The following is a 16,552-nucleotide window of genomic DNA, read 5'->3' as shown; positions in this document are numbered from 1 at the left end:
GGTGCAGAAATTCCCTGGCCTGGCGGTTTCAGACCTTCAGGGGGACGGGGTGGACCTCGTCTGCGGGATGGCCTGCGCGCTCATGGATGCGCTTCACGGCATCCGCGGACGGCGCCTCGGAGAGGCAGTAGACAAGCCCGGAGTCGGGGTCGGCCCAGGCATTCTTGAACACCACGTCTTCCTCGCTCTGAATGGCGACGTCGGCCTCGTGTGCTTGCTTGAGGGCTTCCTGGGTCAGTCCCGCCATGTTGCGGTGGACATCCATGAATTCCGGCATGATGACGCTCCCTAATTGCTTCGACGGTGAATACCCGGGATGGGGCTGACGGTAGACCTGTGCCCTGCCCCCGTCAAGAGGATTTGGTGCCCACTTAAAGGCAGAACGACGGCGGCACGTGCGGTTCCGTGAAAACAGAACCGCACATGCCACCGCCGTCGTGATCAAAAACCCGTTAGCGCTTAGCCGGAGGGGTCAGATGCGGTCAGCCGCTCCCGGCCCGGGGCGGTTGGCGACCACCGGGGACATGCCGGTGAAGCCGTCGCGGGTTTCGGCGATCTCATGGATCTGTTTCCGGCAGGCGTACCAGCCGCCCACCATCAACCCGCAGGCCACGACCGTGACCAGCAGGGTCAGCGGCGAGTCGATGAAGACCATGACCAGCACGCCGAGGAGGAACAGCAGGGAGAGGTAGCCGGTGTAGGGGGCGCCGAACATCCGGAAGGACGGGCGCTTCAGCCAGCCCTTGTCCGCCCAGCGCTTGAGCTGCATCTGGCACAGCACGATGGTGGCCCAGGTGACGATGATGCCCACGGAGGCGACGTTCAGGACGATCTCGAAGGCCTGGGACGGGACGAGGTAGTTCAGCGGGACGCCGAGCAGGGATACGCCGGCGGTGATGGCGATGCCGCCATAGGGGACGCCCGCCTTGTTCATGCGCTGGGCGAACTTCGGGGCGGAGCCGGCGACGGACATGGAGCGCAGGATCCGGCCGGTGGAGTAGAGGCCGGCGTTCAGGGAGGACAGGGCCGCGGTGAGGACGACCAGGTTCATGATGACGTCCACGCCCTGGATGCCGATGGAGCCGAAGAACGTCACGAAGGGGCTGACGCCCTTTTCGTAGGAGGTGAAGGGCAGGAGCAGCGCCAGCAGGATGACGGAGCCGACGTAGAAGACGGCGATGCGGAAGACCACGGAGTTGATGGCCTTGGGCATGATCTTCTCAGGGTTCTCGGTCTCGCCGGCGGCGGTGCCCACGAGCTCGATGGAGGCATAGGCGAACAGGACGCCCTGCATCAGGATGATCATCGGCAGCAGCCCGTTCGGGAAGATGCCGCCGTTGTCGGCGATGAGGCTGAATCCGACTTCCTGCCCGGCGACCGGGGTGCCGAAGATGACGAAGTAGCTGCCGATGACCAGGAATGCGACCAGCGCTGCGACCTTGATGAGCGCGAACCAGAACTCCATCTCGCCGAAGACCTTGACCGAAACGAGGTTCAGGCACAGCACAACAACCAGTGCGATCAGCGCCCAGGCCCACTGCGGCACGGCGGCCATCCAGGGGACGTAGTTGCCGAAGAAGTTCATGTACAGGGCCGCGGCAGTGATGTCCACGATGGTGGTGGTGGCCCAGTTGATCCAGTAGAACCAGCCCGAGATGAACGCGGCCTTCTCGCCGTAGAACTCACGGGCGTAGGAGACGAACGAGCCCGAGGAGGGGCGGTGCAGGACGAGTTCGCCCAGGGCGCGCAGGATGAGGAAGGCGAAGAACCCGCAGACCGCGTAGGCGATCACGAGCGAAGGGCCTGCGGCGTTGAGCCGGCCGCCGGCGCCGAGGAACAGTCCGGTGCCGATGGCGCCGCCGATGGCGATCATCTGGATCTGCCGCGGCTTGAGGCTCTTGTGGTAGCCCTTGTCCTCCGCGTGAAGGAGCGATTCGGTGGCGTGGGCCTGGGCCGGGACGGTGTGGTCCGTGATGGCCGCTTCGGTAGCGACGCCCTGTAGGGGGTTGGGCATGGGGGATCCTTTGGTTTCCGGTTTTGGGGTTTCCGGTTGGGGGGGCGGTGGTGGTTACTTGCTGAGGTTGGCCAGGCGTTCGGGGCTGAGGAGTTCCTGGAGTTGCCCGGCGGTGAGGAGGCCGTGTGCGAGGACGAGCTCGGCGACGCCCTTGCCCGTTGCGAGGGCTTCCTGGGCGATGGCGGTGGCGGTGGCGTAGCCCAGATGGGGGTTCAGGGCGGTGACCAGGCCGATGGATTGTTCCACGGTGAGGCGCAGGTGTTCGGTGTTGGCGGTGATGCCGCGGACGCAGCGTGTGGTGAGGGTGCGGGCGGCGGCTTCGAGGTGGGAGATGCTCTTGTGCAGGCTGTGCACGATGATGGGTTCGAAGGCGTTGAGCTGGAGCTGCCCGGCTTCGGCCGCCATGGTGATGGTGACGTCGTTGCCGATGACTTCGTAGGCCACCTGGCTGACCACTTCCGGGATCACCGGGTTGATCTTGCCGGGCATGATCGAGGATCCCGACTGTACGGCGGGGAGGTTGATCTCGCCGAGGCCGGCACGGGGTCCGGAGGAGAGCAGCCGGAGGTCGTTGCAGATCTTGGAGAGCTTGACGGCAACGCGCTTCAGCACGCCGGAGAGGTGGACGAACGCGCCGACGTCCTGGGTCGCCTCGATGAGGTCGACGGCGGTCACCAGGGGTAGCCCGGTGATGTCGGCCAGGTGCCGGCAGGCGGCCTCGGCGTAGCCGGGAGCGGCGTTCAGGCCGGTGCCGATGGCGGTGGCGCCGAGGTTGATTTCGTGGATGAGCAGGTCCGCTTCGGCCAGGCGCAGCCGGTCCTCGCCGATGGTGATGGCGTAGGTACCGAATTCCTGGCCCAGGGTCATGGGCACGGCGTCCTGGAGCTGGGTGCGGCCCATCTTGACCGTGGTGCGGAATTCCAGGGCCTTCTCGGCGAAGGCGTTTTCGAGGACTTCCAGTGCGGCCAGGAGCTCCTTGACAGCGAAGATGGTGCCGAGCTTTATGGCAGTGGGGTAGACGTCGTTGGTGGACTGGGACAGGTTGACGTGGTCGTTGGGGTGCAGCCGGGCGTAGTCGCCCTTGGGGTGTCCCAGGATTTCCAGGGCCCGGTTGGCGATGACCTCGTTGGCGTTCATGTTCGAGGACGTCCCGGCGCCGCCCTGGATGACGTCCACCACGAACTGCTCGTGGAGGCGGCCGTCCAGGATGTCCTGGCAGGCCTGTTCGATGGCGGCGGCGCGTTCGGCGTCGAGGAGGCCGAGTTCCAGGTTGGTGCGGGCGGCGGCGAGTTTGACGGCGGCCAGGCCGCGGACCAGGTGCATGTTGGTGGAGAGCGGCTGGCCTGTGATGGGGAAGTTCTCCACCGCGCGGAGCGTGTGGACACCCCAGTAGGCGCCCGCGGGGACATCGCGGTCACCGAGCAGGTCATGCTCGGACCGGACGTGCAGGTCTTGCGCCTCCGGCAGGGGCAGGGTTTCGGTCATGTGCAGTCCTTAGTTGGCATCGTTGGCAGGGACGGAGTCGTTGGCAGGGACAGAAGAGAGGAAATCAGCGGCCTGGAGCAGGCCCACCGGCCTGCCGCCGCCGAGGACGGGGCCGGTGGCGATGCCGGCGAGCGGTGCGGTGTCGACGTCGAGCGCTTCCAGCGCGCGGACGGTCACCGGCATGCGGGCGCGGTCGCCGCCGTCGGAAATCTTGATGACGATGGCACGGCCGTCCGGCAGCCCCACGGCCTGGATGCCCTCAAAGCCGTCCTTCGCCAGCAGGCCTGGCATGAGGCGCATGAGCTCGGTGACGTCGCGGCCTTCTCCCGCCACCATCTCCGGGTGGCGACGCATGGCATGCGCGACGGCGGCTTCCGGACTTGCGGGGGCCGTCCCGCCGTCGTTGGAGGCGCCATCCGGGAGTCCTGCGGCGGCGAGCCGGCCGAAGGCGCGGGCCATCCCCCGGAGGGACAGCGCGAAGAGCGGGGTGCCGCAGCCGTCGGTGCTGATGCCGGACGGCTGCTCACCGGTCAGCTCGGCCACGGTTTCCCTGACGAGCTGCTGCAAAGGATGGGACGGGTCGAGGTAGCCCCGTACCGGCCAGCCGTTGATGACGCAGGTGGCGGCCATGGCGGCGTGCTTTCCCGAGCAGTTCTGCGTGATCTGGGTGGCCCGGCCGCCCTCTCGCACCCACTCTTCGCGTTCGGCCACGCCGTAGGGCAGGTCGGCGCTGTTCTCGAGTGCAGCGGCGGTGAGCCCGTGCATGTCCAGGATCCGGTTTGTGCCGTTCCGGTGCTCCGCGGCTCCGGAATGGCTTGCGGCGGTGAGGGCCAGGAGGTCAGCCGGGATGTCGAGCCCTGCGCGGACCAAGGCCACGGCCTGCAGCGGCTTGAGCGATGACCGCGGATAGAACGCGGCCTGCGGCTCACCGACGGAGAGCAGGGTGCTGCCGTCCGGTGCGGCAGCGATCAGCGAGCCGTAGTGGATGCTTTCCACGAGGCCGTCGCGGGTCTGGAAGGCAAGCGGTTCGTGGCGCGGCAGTGCCGCTGCAACGGCTGCTGGGGCAGGCGCCGCTGCAGCAGGCGCGGTGAACGAAGGGCTTGCCGGCATGGCGGGGGAGGGCATGGAGTCCTTGGGGTGGTGGGTTACTGCTGGCGGTTACTGCTTGAGGATGGAGTCGAGGGCCTCGCCGACGGCGAGCAAGTGGGTGCTCATGGCGGCGCTGGCATCCGTTGCCGAGCCGGCTTCGATGGCGTCGAGGATGCGCTGGTGTTCTATGTCGGAGGCGTGCTGGCGGTCTGTGACCAGGTTCAGGGTTTCGGACTGGTGGGTCAGGGCGTCGCGGATGTCCGCCACGACGCTTTCGAAGACCTTGTTGCCGCTGGCGCGGGCGATGGCGGCGTGGAAGTCGGAATCGAGCGCCACCCAGGCTTCGGGATCGGTTTCCCCGGCCATGGACGCCACCATGGAGCGGAGGACCTCCAGGTCCTCTGCTGTCCGGCGTTCGGCGGCGAGCCCGGCGGCGGGGACTTCGATATGCGGCCGCGCCTCGTTGAGGTCGCGTGCCGAGAACTGGCCGAGGACAAGGTCGTTGGCCACGTGGTCGGCGACGACGAACGTGCCCCGCCCAGTGCGGGTCACCGTCAGGCCCAGGGCAGTGCAGGAGCGGAGGGCCTCGCGGATCACGGAGCGGCTGACGCCGTACTGCTGTGCGAGGGCAGCCTCGGAACTGAGCTTGGCGCCAACGGCCACCTTGCCGGTTTCGATGTCTCCGCGGATGGCGTTAAACACGGCTTCCGCGGCGCTGAGGCGGGCCAGTGGTGCGGGAGTTCCTCCACTCTGCTGTCCGGCTGTCCGGCTGTCTGACAGGTTCACGCTTAAAATATGGCACTGGTCACACCTGGTGTCAACCCGGAGGTGCTGGAGGGTGGCTTTTCTGCGAGTCGGCTGCTGGGCTGTATCCTTCTGCCGCCACGGGCCGATACCCTCCTGCCATGGACGAATATTCAGAGGAACTTGTCAACCTTGCATTCATGGCGTTGGATCACGCGATCGATTCGGTCGTCTCATCGGGCGTCGACCTCGTACCTTTTGTTATTCGGGAAAACGGCGATCGACGGGATCTGCAGCGTTACCTCGCGGGCCAGCTTCAGGAAAGCGTCGCCGCAGCCAGGCGATCCGTCCGGGAAGAGCCCTTCCCTGACCGCGCAGCCGTCGCCTGGGACGGTTTTATGACCACTCAGGACGGGCGGCAGGAGGCCGTTTTTGTTGAATCCTACGAACAAGGCGCGCCCGCCGGGTTCATTCTGGCCCAGCGATATCAGCGAGCCGGGTTCCTCAAGAAAAAGCGGGAAGCAGTGGGGAACCCTGCATTGGTGGAGAAGAACACCGCGCCGCTTTTTTGAGGACAACATCCTGCATGCCGCACAGAATATTGAAGAGCGATGGAAGAGCAAGGGCCACAGGCTAATTCTTATCAGTAGCAGATTTCGTTTCCCTTAGATTTAAGGCAGTCGGTACGAACGTTCCGATATCGTGCTAATGCTTCTCCCAGTCAGAGCGTACGATGTGTATCAGGCAGAGAACGGCACGATCGTACCGAAGCGAGGTTCGGAGTGGCTCAAGGGTTTTCAGCACAGCTTGCGGCGGAAGTCCGCACCCGCCGCGCTGCGCTTCGGCTGAGCCAGCAGGATCTCGCCGACATGGCCGGAGTCTCCGAACGCTTCGTCCGGTTCGTGGAGCGGGGCAAACCGAGTGTGCAGCTGGACTCCCTCCTCGCGGTGCTGGAGACGCTGGGCCTGGAGCTGCGGCTGGCCACACGGGCGAGGGAAGCGGCCCGCGCACTGGTGAGCCAGCCGCCGTCGCCCGTTCCGCCAGGCGCCTCAGGTGGAGAGGCGGACGGGCAGCCATGAGGCACCGCATCGCGGATATCTACAAGCAGGGCGTCCTCGCCGCGCGGCTGGAACGGCACGACGGCGGCACCAAGTTCAGCTATCTGCCCGCATACCTGCAGAACGGCGGTCCCGCCGTCGCGAGTTCGCTGCCGCTCACGGCCGAACCGGTACTGTCCGCGGCAGGGGCGGCCCCGCCGTACTTCACCGGGCTGCTGCCCGAGGGCCGCCGGCTGAACGCCCTGCGGAGGTCGATCAAGACCAGCGCCGACGATGACCTCTCCCTGCTGATCGCTGCAGGCGGCAACCCGGTGGGAGACGTGCAGATCGTGGGGCACGGCGAGCCGCTGGATGTCGAGGAGCACGCGGTCGAGGTGGACCCGCGGAGGCCCGTGGACTTCGATGAGCTGCTCGGGGACTCGGGCCTGATCGATCCCGTGGCGCTTGCGGGCGTGCAGGACAAGCTGTCGGCCGGGATGATCTCCATGCCGGTGGCCAGCGCCGGCCGTCGGTTCATCCTTAAGCTCAATGCGCCCGAATTCCCGCACGTGGTGGAAAACGAACTCATCATGTTCCGCTATGCGGCGAAGCTGCGGATTCCGCTGAGCCGGGTGCAACTGATGCGGGACGTCGCGGGCCGGCCAGGGCTGCTCGTGGAGCGGTTCGACCGCGTGCCGGTGGCGGGCAGCACTGACCAAGTGGCCCGGCTCGCCGTCGAGGACGGGGCGCAGGTGCTGAAGCTCTATCCGGCGGACAAGTACAACGTAGGTTTCGGAACGGTCTGCCACGCGCTCGCCGAGTACTGCGCCGCACCCCTGCCGGCCCTGCGGAACCTGGCCATCCAGGCCGCCTTCGCGTGGCTGAGCGGCAATGGGGACCTGCACGCGAAGAACGTGTCCATGGTGCAGCAGCCACACGGGGAGTGGTCCATCGCGCCGGTGTACGACATCCCCTCCACCGTCGTCTACGGCGACAAGACCCTCGCACTGACCCTCGGCGGCAAGCGCACGGGCATTTCGCGGAAGCACTTCCTGGGCTGGGCCACCGGCCTGGGTCTGACCGAACGCGCGGCAACGCAGGTGGTGGAGCTTGCGCTGAAAGCGGCGGCCCCACTGCTCGCGGACCTGGACGCCGGCACGGCTTTTGCGTCAACGCACGACGGCGGCGGCTCGCCTTTCCCGGACATGGTCACCAGGGCGTGGGTCAAGGAGCTGAAACACCGACGGAGGCTGTTGGAGGGGTGAGCCGCGCGCAAGGGTGATGTCCCGCCGTCGTGCTTTGCATTTGGTCGGGCCCCTGCAGTTGGTCGGTGCCCTTCGTTGCTAGAGGTGCTGGATGCCTGCCCGCTGCATCGCATCCTTGTAGATGTCCACGCTCTTGGCGAGGAGCTCCTCCTGCTTGGCCTCGGAAACAGCAAAGGCCCGCCCGCCGAGCGCGCTGGCCTTGTAGATTTTGATGCCGTTGTTCTTCAGGGAGGAGTGGTAGGTCTTCTCAAAGAGGGTCAGGAAGGTGGAGGCGTCCGTGCCGTGGGCGATGATGGCCGAGACCCGTTTATTGATTTTCAGGAACTGCCGGAAGGGGCGCAGTCCGTCCGTTTTTTCCTGGACGTTGAGCGCTGACGGCATGTCCGGGTCGCGTACCCAGGGGTAAGCGTTCCACGGCATCACGTAGCGGGGGTCGAGTTCCGCGAGCTCGTAGATCTGGGTTGCCCGGCGCGCGGCTTCATCGTCATTGAGGTGGGACACAAAGCCGGATTCGGTGCCCTTGCCCGGGCTGACGTGCAGGCTGACGATCCGGCACTCGTCCTCGTCGTGGATGGGGTCGATGTAGGGAACGGTGGATCCCGGCTTCTTTTCCATGAGTTCGTCACACAGCTGCGTTACCGCCGCGATGTTCGGTTCCTGTAGCAGGGCCTTTTTTTCGTCCCAGTCAATCGTCACGGTCTCTCCCTCGGCAGCAAGGCGTCCAGAATCAGGCGTCTTGTTCCACTGTACGCTTTTGCCGGTTTGGGTGCGCGGGGAGATTCCCAACCCCTCGGAATATCGGACACCCCGTGAAAGGATGACGGGATGAAGATCACCCGACAGATCGTCGTCTTCGATACAGCAGATCTGACCGCCGAGAGCACCTTCTGGGCCGGACTCCTGGGTGGCACGGTGGAGACCGATGACGACTGGCACACTGTATACGTCGAGGAAGAACCGCGGCTGGGCTTTCAGCTCGCGCCCAACCACATTCCGCCTGAGTGGCCCGACGGGACGCCGCAGCAGATCCACCTCGACCTGTACGTCGATGACTTGGCCATCGCCCATGAGCACGTCATGTCACTGGGTGCCCGGCTGTTGAAGCCGGCAGACGACACGGAATCAGCCGAAGGTTTTCAGGTCTACGCGGATCCCGCGGGGCATCCGTTCTGCCTCTGCTGGGGCTGATTCAGTCGCCGAGCAGGCGGCGTTCGTGAGCAAACGCCACGAGTTGGATCCGGGTCCGGAGCTGCAACTTGTCCAGCACGCTGCGCAGGTGCGTTTTAACCGTCGCTTCAGAGATGAACAGGCCCTCCGCCATTTCACCATTGCTCAGGCCCTTGGCCGCGAGCAGGAAGACGTCCCGCTCCCGCACGGAGAGAACATCGAGGACCGACAGGTCCGGGCCGGTAGCGGGAGCATTGCGGGCGGCATGTTCAAAGAGGGAATGGATGGATCCCGGCGCGATAACCGAGTAGCCGGAGTGAACGGTGCGGATGGCGGCCAGCAGAAACTCGGGCTCCGCGCTCTTGAGCAGATACCCGCTGGCCCCGGCCTGCACAGCTTGAACCACCGCCTGATCACGGTTGAAAGTGGTCAGTGCGATGATCTTTGGCTTGTCGATTCCCGCCGCATCGGCCTGCTCAACGATCCTTCGCGTCGCCTCGACGCCACCCATGACGGGCATGCGCAAGTCCATCAACATCACGTCCGGACGCCGTTCCGTTGCCAGGGCTACCGCCTGTTTCCCGTCGCCGGCCTCGGCCGAGACTTCCATGTCCTCCTGGCTCTCAACGAGCATCCGGATACCGGCACGGAATAAGGACTGGTCGTCAACGAGAGCCACCGTGATGCGCGATCCTGCATCAGCCACGGCCGGCCGCTCCCTGTTCAACCGCTTCCCGCCGCGGCAGACCCGTTCCCATCAGAGGCGGTTCCGCTTCCGCAGAAGCCGCACCGACCTCCGCCGGATAGTCGTCCCGGCTTCCGTAAGGAATGAAGACGGTCACCCGGAAGTGTTCCCCATCCGGTCCGGCCGTCAGCCAGCCTCCGGCAAGATGGGCGCGTTCGCGCATGCCGGGAAGCCCGCGCCCGATCCTGGGCTCGGCCTGGTTCCCAAGGCGTTCCTGATCCACGGGTCCAATGGCCGACGCCGCGTGCAGGGTCAGTCCCGGTCCGGTCCAGTCAAAGTGGAGCCTCACATCTGTGCCGCGGCCGCCATGTTTGAGCGCATTCGTCAGGCATTCCTGAACGATCCGGAAAACGGCCACCTGTTGCCCGGTGGAGAGCTCCACGGGCGCCCCGGATTCGCTGCGGTGGATGTTCAGGCTGCCCCGCTGCATGCTTTCAATCAACGCCTTGATGTCGCTCAGTCGGGGCTGGGGCGTCACCATCCCGTCGTCGCGGACACCTTCGATTACGCGCTGGGCGTCCACCAGCGCGCTGCGGGCTGACCGGGCGATGGTGTCCAGGGCCCTGAGGACAGCAGGGGGCTGGCCCTTGCTCAAATATCGCGTTCCGTCGGCCTGTGCCGCTATGACCGCAAGAGAATGCGCGAGGACATCGTGAAGATCGCGGGCAATGCGTGTCCGTTCCTGCTCCACGACCAAGTCGATTTCGGTTTCCTTCAGGCTGCTCTGGGCCAGCTCGCGGGCACGGAAAAGGTTGCCGCGCTCCTGAGACAGCGCGAGCAGAAGACCGGCGGCCGCGCAGGCCCCCGCGATCAGAAGCAGGAGGGCGAACAACTGCCAGCCATAGGTCATGAGCATCGGCCTGTCACCGTAATGCAAGGGCATGTACCAGCCGACGCCGCCGCCGTATCTCCACGAGAGCATCAGGAAAGCAATAATGGCCGCAAACATCACATTGGCCCCCGCGGCTACGTAACGCATCCGCCGCGGCGCGGTCCACAGGATGAAGCCGAGAGCGATGAATGAGCCGATATATATGGCCCAGTGATTGGACGCCATCATCGGGATGGAATAGCTCACTTGCCCCGCGAGCAGTGCAGCCGTGAACCCCAGAGACACCACCGGTTGCCACACTGCCGAGGCAACAGCCAATGCCATAAGGACCAATGGTAAGTTCCCTGACCACGCCAGAAACGACCCTTGCATTCTGCCGGCTTCGGCCACGCACCAGAGGGAGAAGAAAATGACGGCCGCCGCGGGGGCGCCCCAACGCCGTGCAATATTCAGAACTGATTCCATGCCTGCCACCATATCCACGGGAAACAGGCGGAACCCGTCTGATCACGGCAATCTCAACCTAAAAGCCAGACGATTCATTCATGGGGCCAGTTCTTGCCAGCCTCCGGATCTCAAGCCCACAGCGGTCCCGGCGCCAGCGTTCTACGACCTGCGTGTTGGGTCCGGTTCCGGCGGCCTCGGACCGGGCTCCGGCAGAGGGCCAGGCGCCGGATCAGGATTCGGGCCAGGGGGCTGCGGAGATGTCGGATCCGGAGATCCAGGGGCAGGTTCTGGAGAGGTCGGATCCGGCGAGCCGGGTACCGTGGGTCCCGGCTCAGTCGGAAACGGCTCGGGTTCTGGCAGCGGTGGAATGGTCACGGGCTCCCCCTGAATCCTGCTCTGGCGTGCGGACGGCAATTCCAGACTACGGGCAGTTTGCTTCCGCACAACAGGGCCGGCCGTTGTTATCAGGGCCCGCCCTTATTAGCGGTCGATGCCCCAGTAGATCCGGATTGCCTCTGCGATAGGGCCCGTGGTGACATCAACCCGGAACGCGACGGGCGCGGTCCCTGTCTCTTCGATGACCGTGTCACGGTACACGCGGCCGCATGACGGGCAGAGCGTGTAGAGATCCTCATCTTCTGGCCATGCAGCCAACCCTGCGGGGATAGGGATGGCGCGTCCGTTATAAACGGGGATGCCCTGTGAGTTTGCCTGAATTAGTCCTTCGTTGCTGACTGTGTTGCCGCAGACGCAGGTGATGGTGGTGACATCATGATCGATGACTTCGGCGATTTCAGCGTCCATGATGAGCACTCCCGCGTTGGAATGGAACATTCTGTTCTGCTTGTAGCTTATGCCTGCCAGGGCGCCCAGGTGGCTAGAGCGCTCTACCGGATTTGCCGACCAGTGAGGAACTGATCAGGCGCGTCATGCCCGGGATCCCGGCCAGCCGGATCACCGTCCGCCGCGCAAGTGCGGCGCGGCGGGTGCCGGGGACGAACCAATGCGCGGCGGAAACGCCTGCCTTCTGGTGCCTCAGGACCAAGGGCCGAAGGCGCGTTTCAAAGCAATCGAGAGCCCGTCCAAGATCCGGTTGTTGCTTCAGTTCAGTCGCCAGCACGTACGCGGCGGCCATTCCAAGGGAGGCGCCCTGGCCGGCGAGCAGGGATACTGCCGCTGCCGCATCGCCGACCAGGACGACGCGTCCCGTGTGCCAACGGGGCATCCTGATCTGGGCCACCTGGTCGTAGTAGAGGTCTTCCGGGCACAGTCGGAGGGCTGCCGGGCAGATCCAGTTCAGCCCCCCGTACCTGGAGCGGAGCACGGCCCGCGGGTCATCGGGAGGGGCCGGGTCATCCGTACGGTGCACGGCCATGGCCGTAAGGCTTCCGTCAAGCAGCCGGTAGAAGAACATGGCCTCGTTGCGGGTATCGGTAACGGCAAACCTGTCTCCTACCAGCCGGGCCACCTCCGTGTCCCTGAATGAATAGGCGCCCACGTGGAAGCCAAGGTGGTGGAAGAAATCTGTTTCCGGCCCAAAAACCAGTTCCCTGATTCCTGAGTGGATGCCGTCCGCGCCGATGAGCAGATCCGCCTCCAGGAAAGTCCCGTCGTCAAGGGTTACGGACACGGAAGCGCGGCTCTGCCCGACGGCCAAGACCGTGCGCCCATAGCGCAGATCGACGCCGGGCGGCACTGCTTCGCGGATGGCCCGTTCCAAGTCAGGACGCAGGATGCTGACAAGTTCGCCCCTGACGACTTGGCTGAACCTGGCAAACGGCAGGCTGGCGCGGGTGTTGCCTCGGCGGTCCACATAATCCAGCCGTTCCACAAAGTAGCCCAGGTCCCGGATCCGCGGGATGATGCCCAAGGCCGTCGCAGCCTGCCACCCGGGACCAAAAAAATCCATCATGTAGCCTTGCGGCCGGGGTCCCGCAGCCTGCTCCAGCACGATAACGTCCCAGCCGTCACCCGCCAGAAAGGCCGCAGCAGAGAGCCCGCTGATGCCGGCCCCGCAAATGATCGCCTTCATGGGAGCCCCTTCCCGTTTCGTCCGGACTCTACGGCGGGATCGACCCGTCGCCGCGGGCATTACCCACGCTACGCTCCGGCTCCCGGGGGAACACCGGGGAACGCGGGGGAACGCGGGGGAAGTGTCGCGAACACGGCTAGCGAAAAGCGCTTCATTTTTATCCAGTGAATGGATAAACTGTCCGGGTTGGAGGCCTCTTCGGCTCGGGGGAGACACGGATGACTCCTAAGCAAACTTTGTTGGTAGCCCTCATCACCACAGGCCTCATTGGCGTGGTGTTGCTGTTCTTTGACTGGTCGGCCACCGCCCTGCAGGATCCGGCCAAAACCTTGGGGCTCCTCAGTCCCCAGGGTGTGGTCCGTTTGGGCGAGAGTCCCGACCGCGCACCGTTCACGCTGTTAGAGGGCGTGATGTTCCTGGCTGTAGGGCTGACGTTCGTCACGGCCGGCGTGGCGGTGTGGCAGCACCGGCCGAAGCAAAATCCCGGCCTGCTCCTGATGGTTGCGGGCTGGTTGTGGCTCGCGGCGGGCCTGCGGCGCTCGAGCGACCCCTTTGCTTTCACGCTGGGCGTCACGCTCACGCTGATGTACCAGCCACCGCTCCTCCAGCTTGCGCTGAGCTTCCCGTCGGGAATCCTGAAATCCCGGGCGGAGAAGCGCGGAGTGACGTTCTTCTTTGGTTTGTGGCTTGCCGTCCCAATAGCCAGCTGGGCATTCTTCGATCCCCGCCTGCACGTGGCGGCGGGAGAGTCGACGTCGCGGAACCTGCTGCTGATCTGGGACAGCCCGGAGCTGACCACCGGAATTGGCCATGCGGCTCGGATCTTGCAGGTCGGCGTCGGCGTGGCCGTGCTGGTCGTTCTCGTGAACCACTGGCGCGGGGGCACACGCGCGTATCGGGCATCGTTCCTCCTGCTGTGGCTGGCGGTCCTCATCAAGGCCGCGGCAACCATATGGGTGGCTCTTGCCGTGGTGCAGCTGTCCGGCTCGCTGTCCTCCGAGGCGCTGCTGTTGCAGTACCCCGCCACGGCGATCGTGCCGATTGCGGTGCTGCTTGGGCTGTGGCGCTACAGATTCGCCAGGGGGGACCTGGGTGATCTCATGGTGGAGATCGGTGCCGCACCGGTTGGCGAGAGACTCAGAAATGCCCTGCGGAAATCTGTCAGGGACCCCACCCTGTCGCTGTGGCAGTGGTCGCCGGAACGGAACTCCTACATCGACGGCTCCGGAGCAGTCCGGCGCCTCCCGGAAGGCAAGGCTGGCCGGGCAGGCATGGTACTCGAACACAAGGGGAAGCCGGTGGGGGCGCTCGTGTTCGACGCGGCCCTCCACGACCAGCCCCGGCTGCTTGAAGCCGTCCGGAGCGCCGCCTCCCTGACGCTGCACAACCAGAACGTGGAACAGCAGCTGAGGGAACAACTGAGCGAGGTCCGCCGCTCCAGGGAACGAATCGTCACGGCGGGTGACTCCAGGCGTCGCCAGCTCGAAAGAGACCTGCACGACGGCGCACAGCAGCGGCTGGTTGCGGTCACGATGGAGCTGGCCCGGGCGCGGCGGGCTGCGGAGAACCAGGAGGTGCGGGAACTGATCGAGCAGGCCAGCGAGGAACTGGCCGTCGCGCTGCGTGAATTGCGGGACCTGGCCCGGGGCGTCTACCCGCCATCATTGCAGGAGCGTGGCCTGGAGGGCTCGCTCACCGCGCTGGCTGAACGGGCGCGCGTCCCTGTCGAGCTGGAGATCATCCTTGCCGGAAAGCCGCCGCCGCCCGTGGAACTTGCCGCCTACTTCATCTGCGTTGAGGCCGTCACGAACACCGTTAAGCATGCCCAGGCCTCCCATGTCCTGATCCGCGTGGCCGGCACAGATTCGCAGCTCACTGTCGTGGTCATGGATGACGGCAGGGGAGGCGCGCGGCAGGGGGCCGACGGCGGGCTGCTGGGTCTGGCGGACCGTGCAGCCGCGTTGGGTGGTTCGCTTTCGGTAAGCAGCCCGGCGGGACTGGGAACAACCATCGCTGCAGGGCTCCCCTTTGAGGCCGAGAACGGAAAGCATTGGTCATGAACGTACGCGTCGCTATTGCCGACGATTCAGCACTGCTGCGCCGCGGATTGTCTGCCCTGCTCACTGCCGAGGGACTGTCGGTCGTCGGGGAAGCCGCGGATGCAGTCGAATTACTCGAGTGCGTTCACACGGAACGCCCGGATGTCGCGGTGGTGGACATCCGCATGCCGCCCAGCTACACGACCGAAGGCATTGATGCCGCCAAAACAATCCGGCGGATCCAGCCGGGAACCGGGGTGCTCCTGCTGTCCCAGTACGTGGAAACGGAGGGCGCGATGGCCCTGCTTGGCGACGGCGCCCACGACCTGGGGTACCTCCTCAAGGAACGGGTCTCTGACATTGACGACTTCGTCGACGCGCTGCGCAGGGTGGCGTCAGGAGGAACCGCCGTCGATCCCGAGGTGGTGGAACGCCTGGTGGCACGTCCGCATGAGGGGCACCAGGGCAGCGACGACCTGACGGGCCGTGAAAGGGACGTGCTGGAACTGATGGCTGAAGGGCGGACCAACCAGGCGATCGGCAAGGCCCTGTTCCTCGGTGAACGCACCGTGGAAGCGCATATCCGCAGTATTTTCCAGAAGCTCGACCTGCGCCCCGAGCCAGAGGACCACCGGCGTGTCCTTGCCGTCCTAAGGTACCTGCGCACCGGAAAGAGCCCTGTACAGTAGGCCGATTACAGGGCAGACGCAGAGGGGCCGGGCCCTGTCTGTGACGGTCCACAGGGCGGGTCCGGCCTCTTGCATGCGATTTTGTTTGACGGTGCTAGTGGCCTATCGAGAGGACCTTGCTGTCCTCCCACTTTGTGAAGCTGGTCCAGACGCCGCTGCTGCCCACCTTGAAGCGTACGTCGTGGTAGACCTCTTCGTCGCCCCATTCGGTGTCGGGCAGTGTGCGGTAACTGTGGAGCGTCACGGTGCCGTCGGAGGATTCCACACGCTTCTTGATGGTCTTCTTCTTTCCGATCTGGTCGTCGGAGAAGGTGTCCTCCTCCCAGAACCTCTGCTCAATCTTGACGTTCCGGTCCTTGGTGCATTTGACCGTGATCCGGTAGTCGAGCACCTTCTGGCCGGAGTTGTTGAACTTGTGGAATTTCGGCTTTGAAGGGTTGACGGTACAGGAAGCCTTGCTGGTGGACGCGTGGGCCGGCGCGCCGCCAAGCGCAAGGGGCACCACGGCCAGGCTCATGGCAACAGCGGCGGAGGCGGCGATGCGGGCACCGCGGGAACGGGTCTTCTTGAGGGTCTGCATTTTTTCTCCTGATTCTGTGTGAGTGGCGTCGGAACCAAAGTCTTCGGTTTCGACGTTTCAATGCTGCGCCCGTGGTCCTGCCCGCCGCTTCCGTGCCAGCACGGTAATCCCTCCCGCTTTCGAGCCGGGGCCACTGCTTCCTGATATGCACCTCCGGTGGGACGATTCCACTATGAGCGAGAAACCAGACGCGGCCGATCACGGCCCGCATCAGCATGCCCACACCGCGCCGACGACCCAGCAGATACGTACCGTGGGTCAGCGCCGCCGGGAGGCGGAGGAGAAGCTTGAGCACCACCTGCAGGAAGCGCGCCACAAAGAGCATCCGCACTCCGATGAGGCCATCAAGGAGGATGGTCCTAAGGCCGATGGCAAGTCCTGAGCACC

At 65.2% G+C, this 16,552-nt stretch carries 18 protein-coding genes; 7 read left to right on the top strand and 11 right to left on the bottom strand.

Annotated elements, in window-relative coordinates:
- Window positions 1–28: 28 nt before the first annotated feature.
- The 5 genes from AC6CH3_RS17380 to AC6CH3_RS17360 form a co-directional block, all read right to left on the bottom strand.
- On the bottom strand, window positions 29–277 hold the full coding sequence (locus AC6CH3_RS17380) for an SCO4226 family nickel-binding protein (RefSeq protein ID WP_498133596.1): 249 nt from the start codon (window positions 275–277) through the stop codon (window positions 29–31).
- 195 nt (window positions 278–472) lie between these two features.
- On the bottom strand, window positions 473–2,014 hold the full coding sequence (locus AC6CH3_RS17375) for an amino acid permease (RefSeq protein ID WP_498133595.1): 1,542 nt from the start codon (window positions 2,012–2,014) through the stop codon (window positions 473–475).
- 54 nt (window positions 2,015–2,068) lie between these two features.
- Window positions 2,069–3,499: an aspartate ammonia-lyase gene (locus tag AC6CH3_RS17370; protein ID WP_498133594.1), complete on the bottom strand. Its 1,431-nt coding sequence runs from the start codon at window positions 3,497–3,499 to the stop codon at window positions 2,069–2,071.
- Window positions 3,500–3,508: 9 nt separating this feature from the next.
- On the bottom strand, window positions 3,509–4,624 hold the full coding sequence (locus AC6CH3_RS17365) for an asparaginase (protein WP_498133593.1): 1,116 nt from the start codon (window positions 4,622–4,624) through the stop codon (window positions 3,509–3,511).
- A gap of 33 nt (window positions 4,625–4,657) precedes the next feature.
- Window positions 4,658–5,374, bottom strand: a complete 717-nt coding sequence (locus tag AC6CH3_RS17360) for a FadR/GntR family transcriptional regulator (RefSeq protein WP_498133592.1) — start codon at window positions 5,372–5,374, stop codon at window positions 4,658–4,660.
- 119 nt (window positions 5,375–5,493) lie between these two features.
- On the opposite strand from AC6CH3_RS17360, the gene AC6CH3_RS17355 reads away from it, so the two are divergent.
- From AC6CH3_RS17355 to AC6CH3_RS17345, 3 genes are all read left to right on the top strand, one after another.
- Window positions 5,494–5,904: a hypothetical protein gene (locus AC6CH3_RS17355; RefSeq protein ID WP_498133591.1), complete on the top strand. Its 411-nt coding sequence runs from the start codon at window positions 5,494–5,496 to the stop codon at window positions 5,902–5,904.
- 210 nt (window positions 5,905–6,114) lie between these two features.
- A complete protein-coding gene (locus tag AC6CH3_RS17350) occupies window positions 6,115–6,411 on the top strand; it encodes a helix-turn-helix transcriptional regulator (RefSeq protein ID WP_498133590.1) in 297 nt (98 codons plus the stop codon).
- A complete protein-coding gene (locus tag AC6CH3_RS17345) occupies window positions 6,408–7,634 on the top strand; it encodes a type II toxin-antitoxin system HipA family toxin (RefSeq protein ID WP_498133589.1) in 1,227 nt (408 codons plus the stop codon). The genes AC6CH3_RS17350 and AC6CH3_RS17345 overlap by 4 nt, the downstream gene beginning before the upstream one ends.
- A 78-nt stretch (window positions 7,635–7,712) precedes the next feature.
- Here the strand turns inward: AC6CH3_RS17345 and AC6CH3_RS17340 are convergent, their stop codons facing one another.
- Window positions 7,713–8,330, bottom strand: coding sequence for a uracil-DNA glycosylase family protein (locus tag AC6CH3_RS17340; protein ID WP_400580735.1), 618 nt, complete (start codon window positions 8,328–8,330; stop codon window positions 7,713–7,715).
- Between the two features lie 129 nt (window positions 8,331–8,459).
- Between AC6CH3_RS17340 and AC6CH3_RS17335 the strand changes: the two genes are divergently transcribed.
- Entirely contained in the window at window positions 8,460–8,822 is a 363-nt protein-coding gene (locus AC6CH3_RS17335; RefSeq protein ID WP_498133588.1) for a VOC family protein, read from the top strand.
- Window position 8,823: 1 nt separating this feature from the next.
- On the opposite strand, the gene AC6CH3_RS17330 is transcribed toward AC6CH3_RS17335, so the two are convergent.
- The 4 genes from AC6CH3_RS17330 to AC6CH3_RS17315 all read right to left on the bottom strand — a co-directional run bounded on the left by AC6CH3_RS17330 (window position 8,824) and on the right by AC6CH3_RS17315 (window position 12,857).
- Window positions 8,824–9,507 carry a response regulator gene (locus AC6CH3_RS17330; RefSeq protein ID WP_498133587.1) on the bottom strand — a complete coding sequence of 228 codons (684 nt, stop codon included), beginning with the start codon at window positions 9,505–9,507 and terminating at the stop codon, window positions 8,824–8,826.
- Window positions 9,500–10,702, bottom strand: a complete 1,203-nt coding sequence (locus tag AC6CH3_RS17325) for a sensor histidine kinase (protein ID WP_498133586.1) — start codon at window positions 10,700–10,702, stop codon at window positions 9,500–9,502. Before AC6CH3_RS17325 ends, AC6CH3_RS17330 begins: the two co-directional genes overlap by 8 nt.
- A gap of 603 nt (window positions 10,703–11,305) precedes the next feature.
- Window positions 11,306–11,659, bottom strand: coding sequence for a hypothetical protein (locus AC6CH3_RS17320; protein ID WP_498133585.1), 354 nt, complete (start codon window positions 11,657–11,659; stop codon window positions 11,306–11,308).
- 43 nt (window positions 11,660–11,702) lie between these two features.
- Window positions 11,703–12,857: an FAD-dependent monooxygenase gene (locus tag AC6CH3_RS17315; protein WP_498133584.1), complete on the bottom strand. Its 1,155-nt coding sequence runs from the start codon at window positions 12,855–12,857 to the stop codon at window positions 11,703–11,705.
- A 218-nt stretch (window positions 12,858–13,075) separates the two neighbouring features.
- Here AC6CH3_RS17315 and AC6CH3_RS17310 point away from each other — a divergent pair, with 218 nt between their 5' ends.
- Window positions 13,076–14,917, top strand: a complete 1,842-nt coding sequence (locus AC6CH3_RS17310; protein ID WP_498133583.1) for a histidine kinase — start codon at window positions 13,076–13,078, stop codon at window positions 14,915–14,917.
- On the top strand, window positions 14,914–15,585 hold the full coding sequence (locus tag AC6CH3_RS17305) for a response regulator (protein WP_498133582.1): 672 nt from the start codon (window positions 14,914–14,916) through the stop codon (window positions 15,583–15,585). The genes AC6CH3_RS17310 and AC6CH3_RS17305 overlap by 4 nt, the downstream gene beginning before the upstream one ends.
- Before the next feature lie 94 nt (window positions 15,586–15,679).
- Here the strand turns inward: AC6CH3_RS17305 and AC6CH3_RS17300 are convergent, their stop codons facing one another.
- Window positions 15,680–16,165 carry a hypothetical protein gene (locus tag AC6CH3_RS17300; protein ID WP_498133581.1) on the bottom strand — a complete coding sequence of 162 codons (486 nt, stop codon included), beginning with the start codon at window positions 16,163–16,165 and terminating at the stop codon, window positions 15,680–15,682.
- Window positions 16,166–16,337: 172 nt separating this feature from the next.
- Between AC6CH3_RS17300 and AC6CH3_RS17295 the strand changes: the two genes are divergently transcribed.
- Window positions 16,338–16,547: a hypothetical protein gene (locus tag AC6CH3_RS17295; protein ID WP_498133580.1), complete on the top strand. Its 210-nt coding sequence runs from the start codon at window positions 16,338–16,340 to the stop codon at window positions 16,545–16,547.
- The last annotated feature ends 5 nt before the right edge of the window (window positions 16,548–16,552 follow it).

The organism is Arthrobacter sp. GQ119 (assembly GCF_059759125.1).
The sequence above is the reverse complement of the archived record's forward strand: the minus strand, read 5'-3'. Positions and strand labels throughout refer to the sequence as shown.

Excerpts from the sequence above, each read along its gene's own strand:
- AC6CH3_RS17380 (WP_498133596.1), bottom strand. The coding sequence starts at position 277 with ATGCCGGAATTCATGGATGTCCACCGCAACATGGCGGGACTGACCCAG.
- AC6CH3_RS17375 (WP_498133595.1), bottom strand. The coding sequence starts at position 2,014 with ATGCCCAACCCCCTACAGGGCGTCGCTACCGAAGCGGCCATCACGGAC.
- AC6CH3_RS17370 (WP_498133594.1), bottom strand. The coding sequence starts at position 3,499 with ATGACCGAAACCCTGCCCCTGCCGGAGGCGCAAGACCTGCACGTCCGG.
- AC6CH3_RS17365 (WP_498133593.1), bottom strand. The coding sequence starts at position 4,624 with ATGCCCTCCCCCGCCATGCCGGCAAGCCCTTCGTTCACCGCGCCTGCT.
- AC6CH3_RS17355 (WP_498133591.1), top strand. The coding sequence starts at position 5,494 with ATGGACGAATATTCAGAGGAACTTGTCAACCTTGCATTCATGGCGTTG.
- AC6CH3_RS17345 (WP_498133589.1), top strand. The coding sequence starts at position 6,408 with ATGAGGCACCGCATCGCGGATATCTACAAGCAGGGCGTCCTCGCCGCG.
- AC6CH3_RS17335 (WP_498133588.1), top strand. The coding sequence starts at position 8,460 with ATGAAGATCACCCGACAGATCGTCGTCTTCGATACAGCAGATCTGACC.
- AC6CH3_RS17325 (WP_498133586.1), bottom strand. The coding sequence starts at position 10,702 with ATGGCATTGGCTGTTGCCTCGGCAGTGTGGCAACCGGTGGTGTCTCTG.
- AC6CH3_RS17320 (WP_498133585.1), bottom strand. The coding sequence starts at position 11,659 with ATGTTCCATTCCAACGCGGGAGTGCTCATCATGGACGCTGAAATCGCC.
- AC6CH3_RS17315 (WP_498133584.1), bottom strand. The coding sequence starts at position 12,857 with ATGAAGGCGATCATTTGCGGGGCCGGCATCAGCGGGCTCTCTGCTGCG.
- AC6CH3_RS17310 (WP_498133583.1), top strand. The coding sequence starts at position 13,076 with ATGACTCCTAAGCAAACTTTGTTGGTAGCCCTCATCACCACAGGCCTC.
- AC6CH3_RS17305 (WP_498133582.1), top strand. The coding sequence starts at position 14,914 with ATGAACGTACGCGTCGCTATTGCCGACGATTCAGCACTGCTGCGCCGC.
- AC6CH3_RS17300 (WP_498133581.1), bottom strand. The coding sequence starts at position 16,165 with ATGCAGACCCTCAAGAAGACCCGTTCCCGCGGTGCCCGCATCGCCGCC.
- AC6CH3_RS17295 (WP_498133580.1), top strand. The coding sequence starts at position 16,338 with ATGAGCGAGAAACCAGACGCGGCCGATCACGGCCCGCATCAGCATGCC.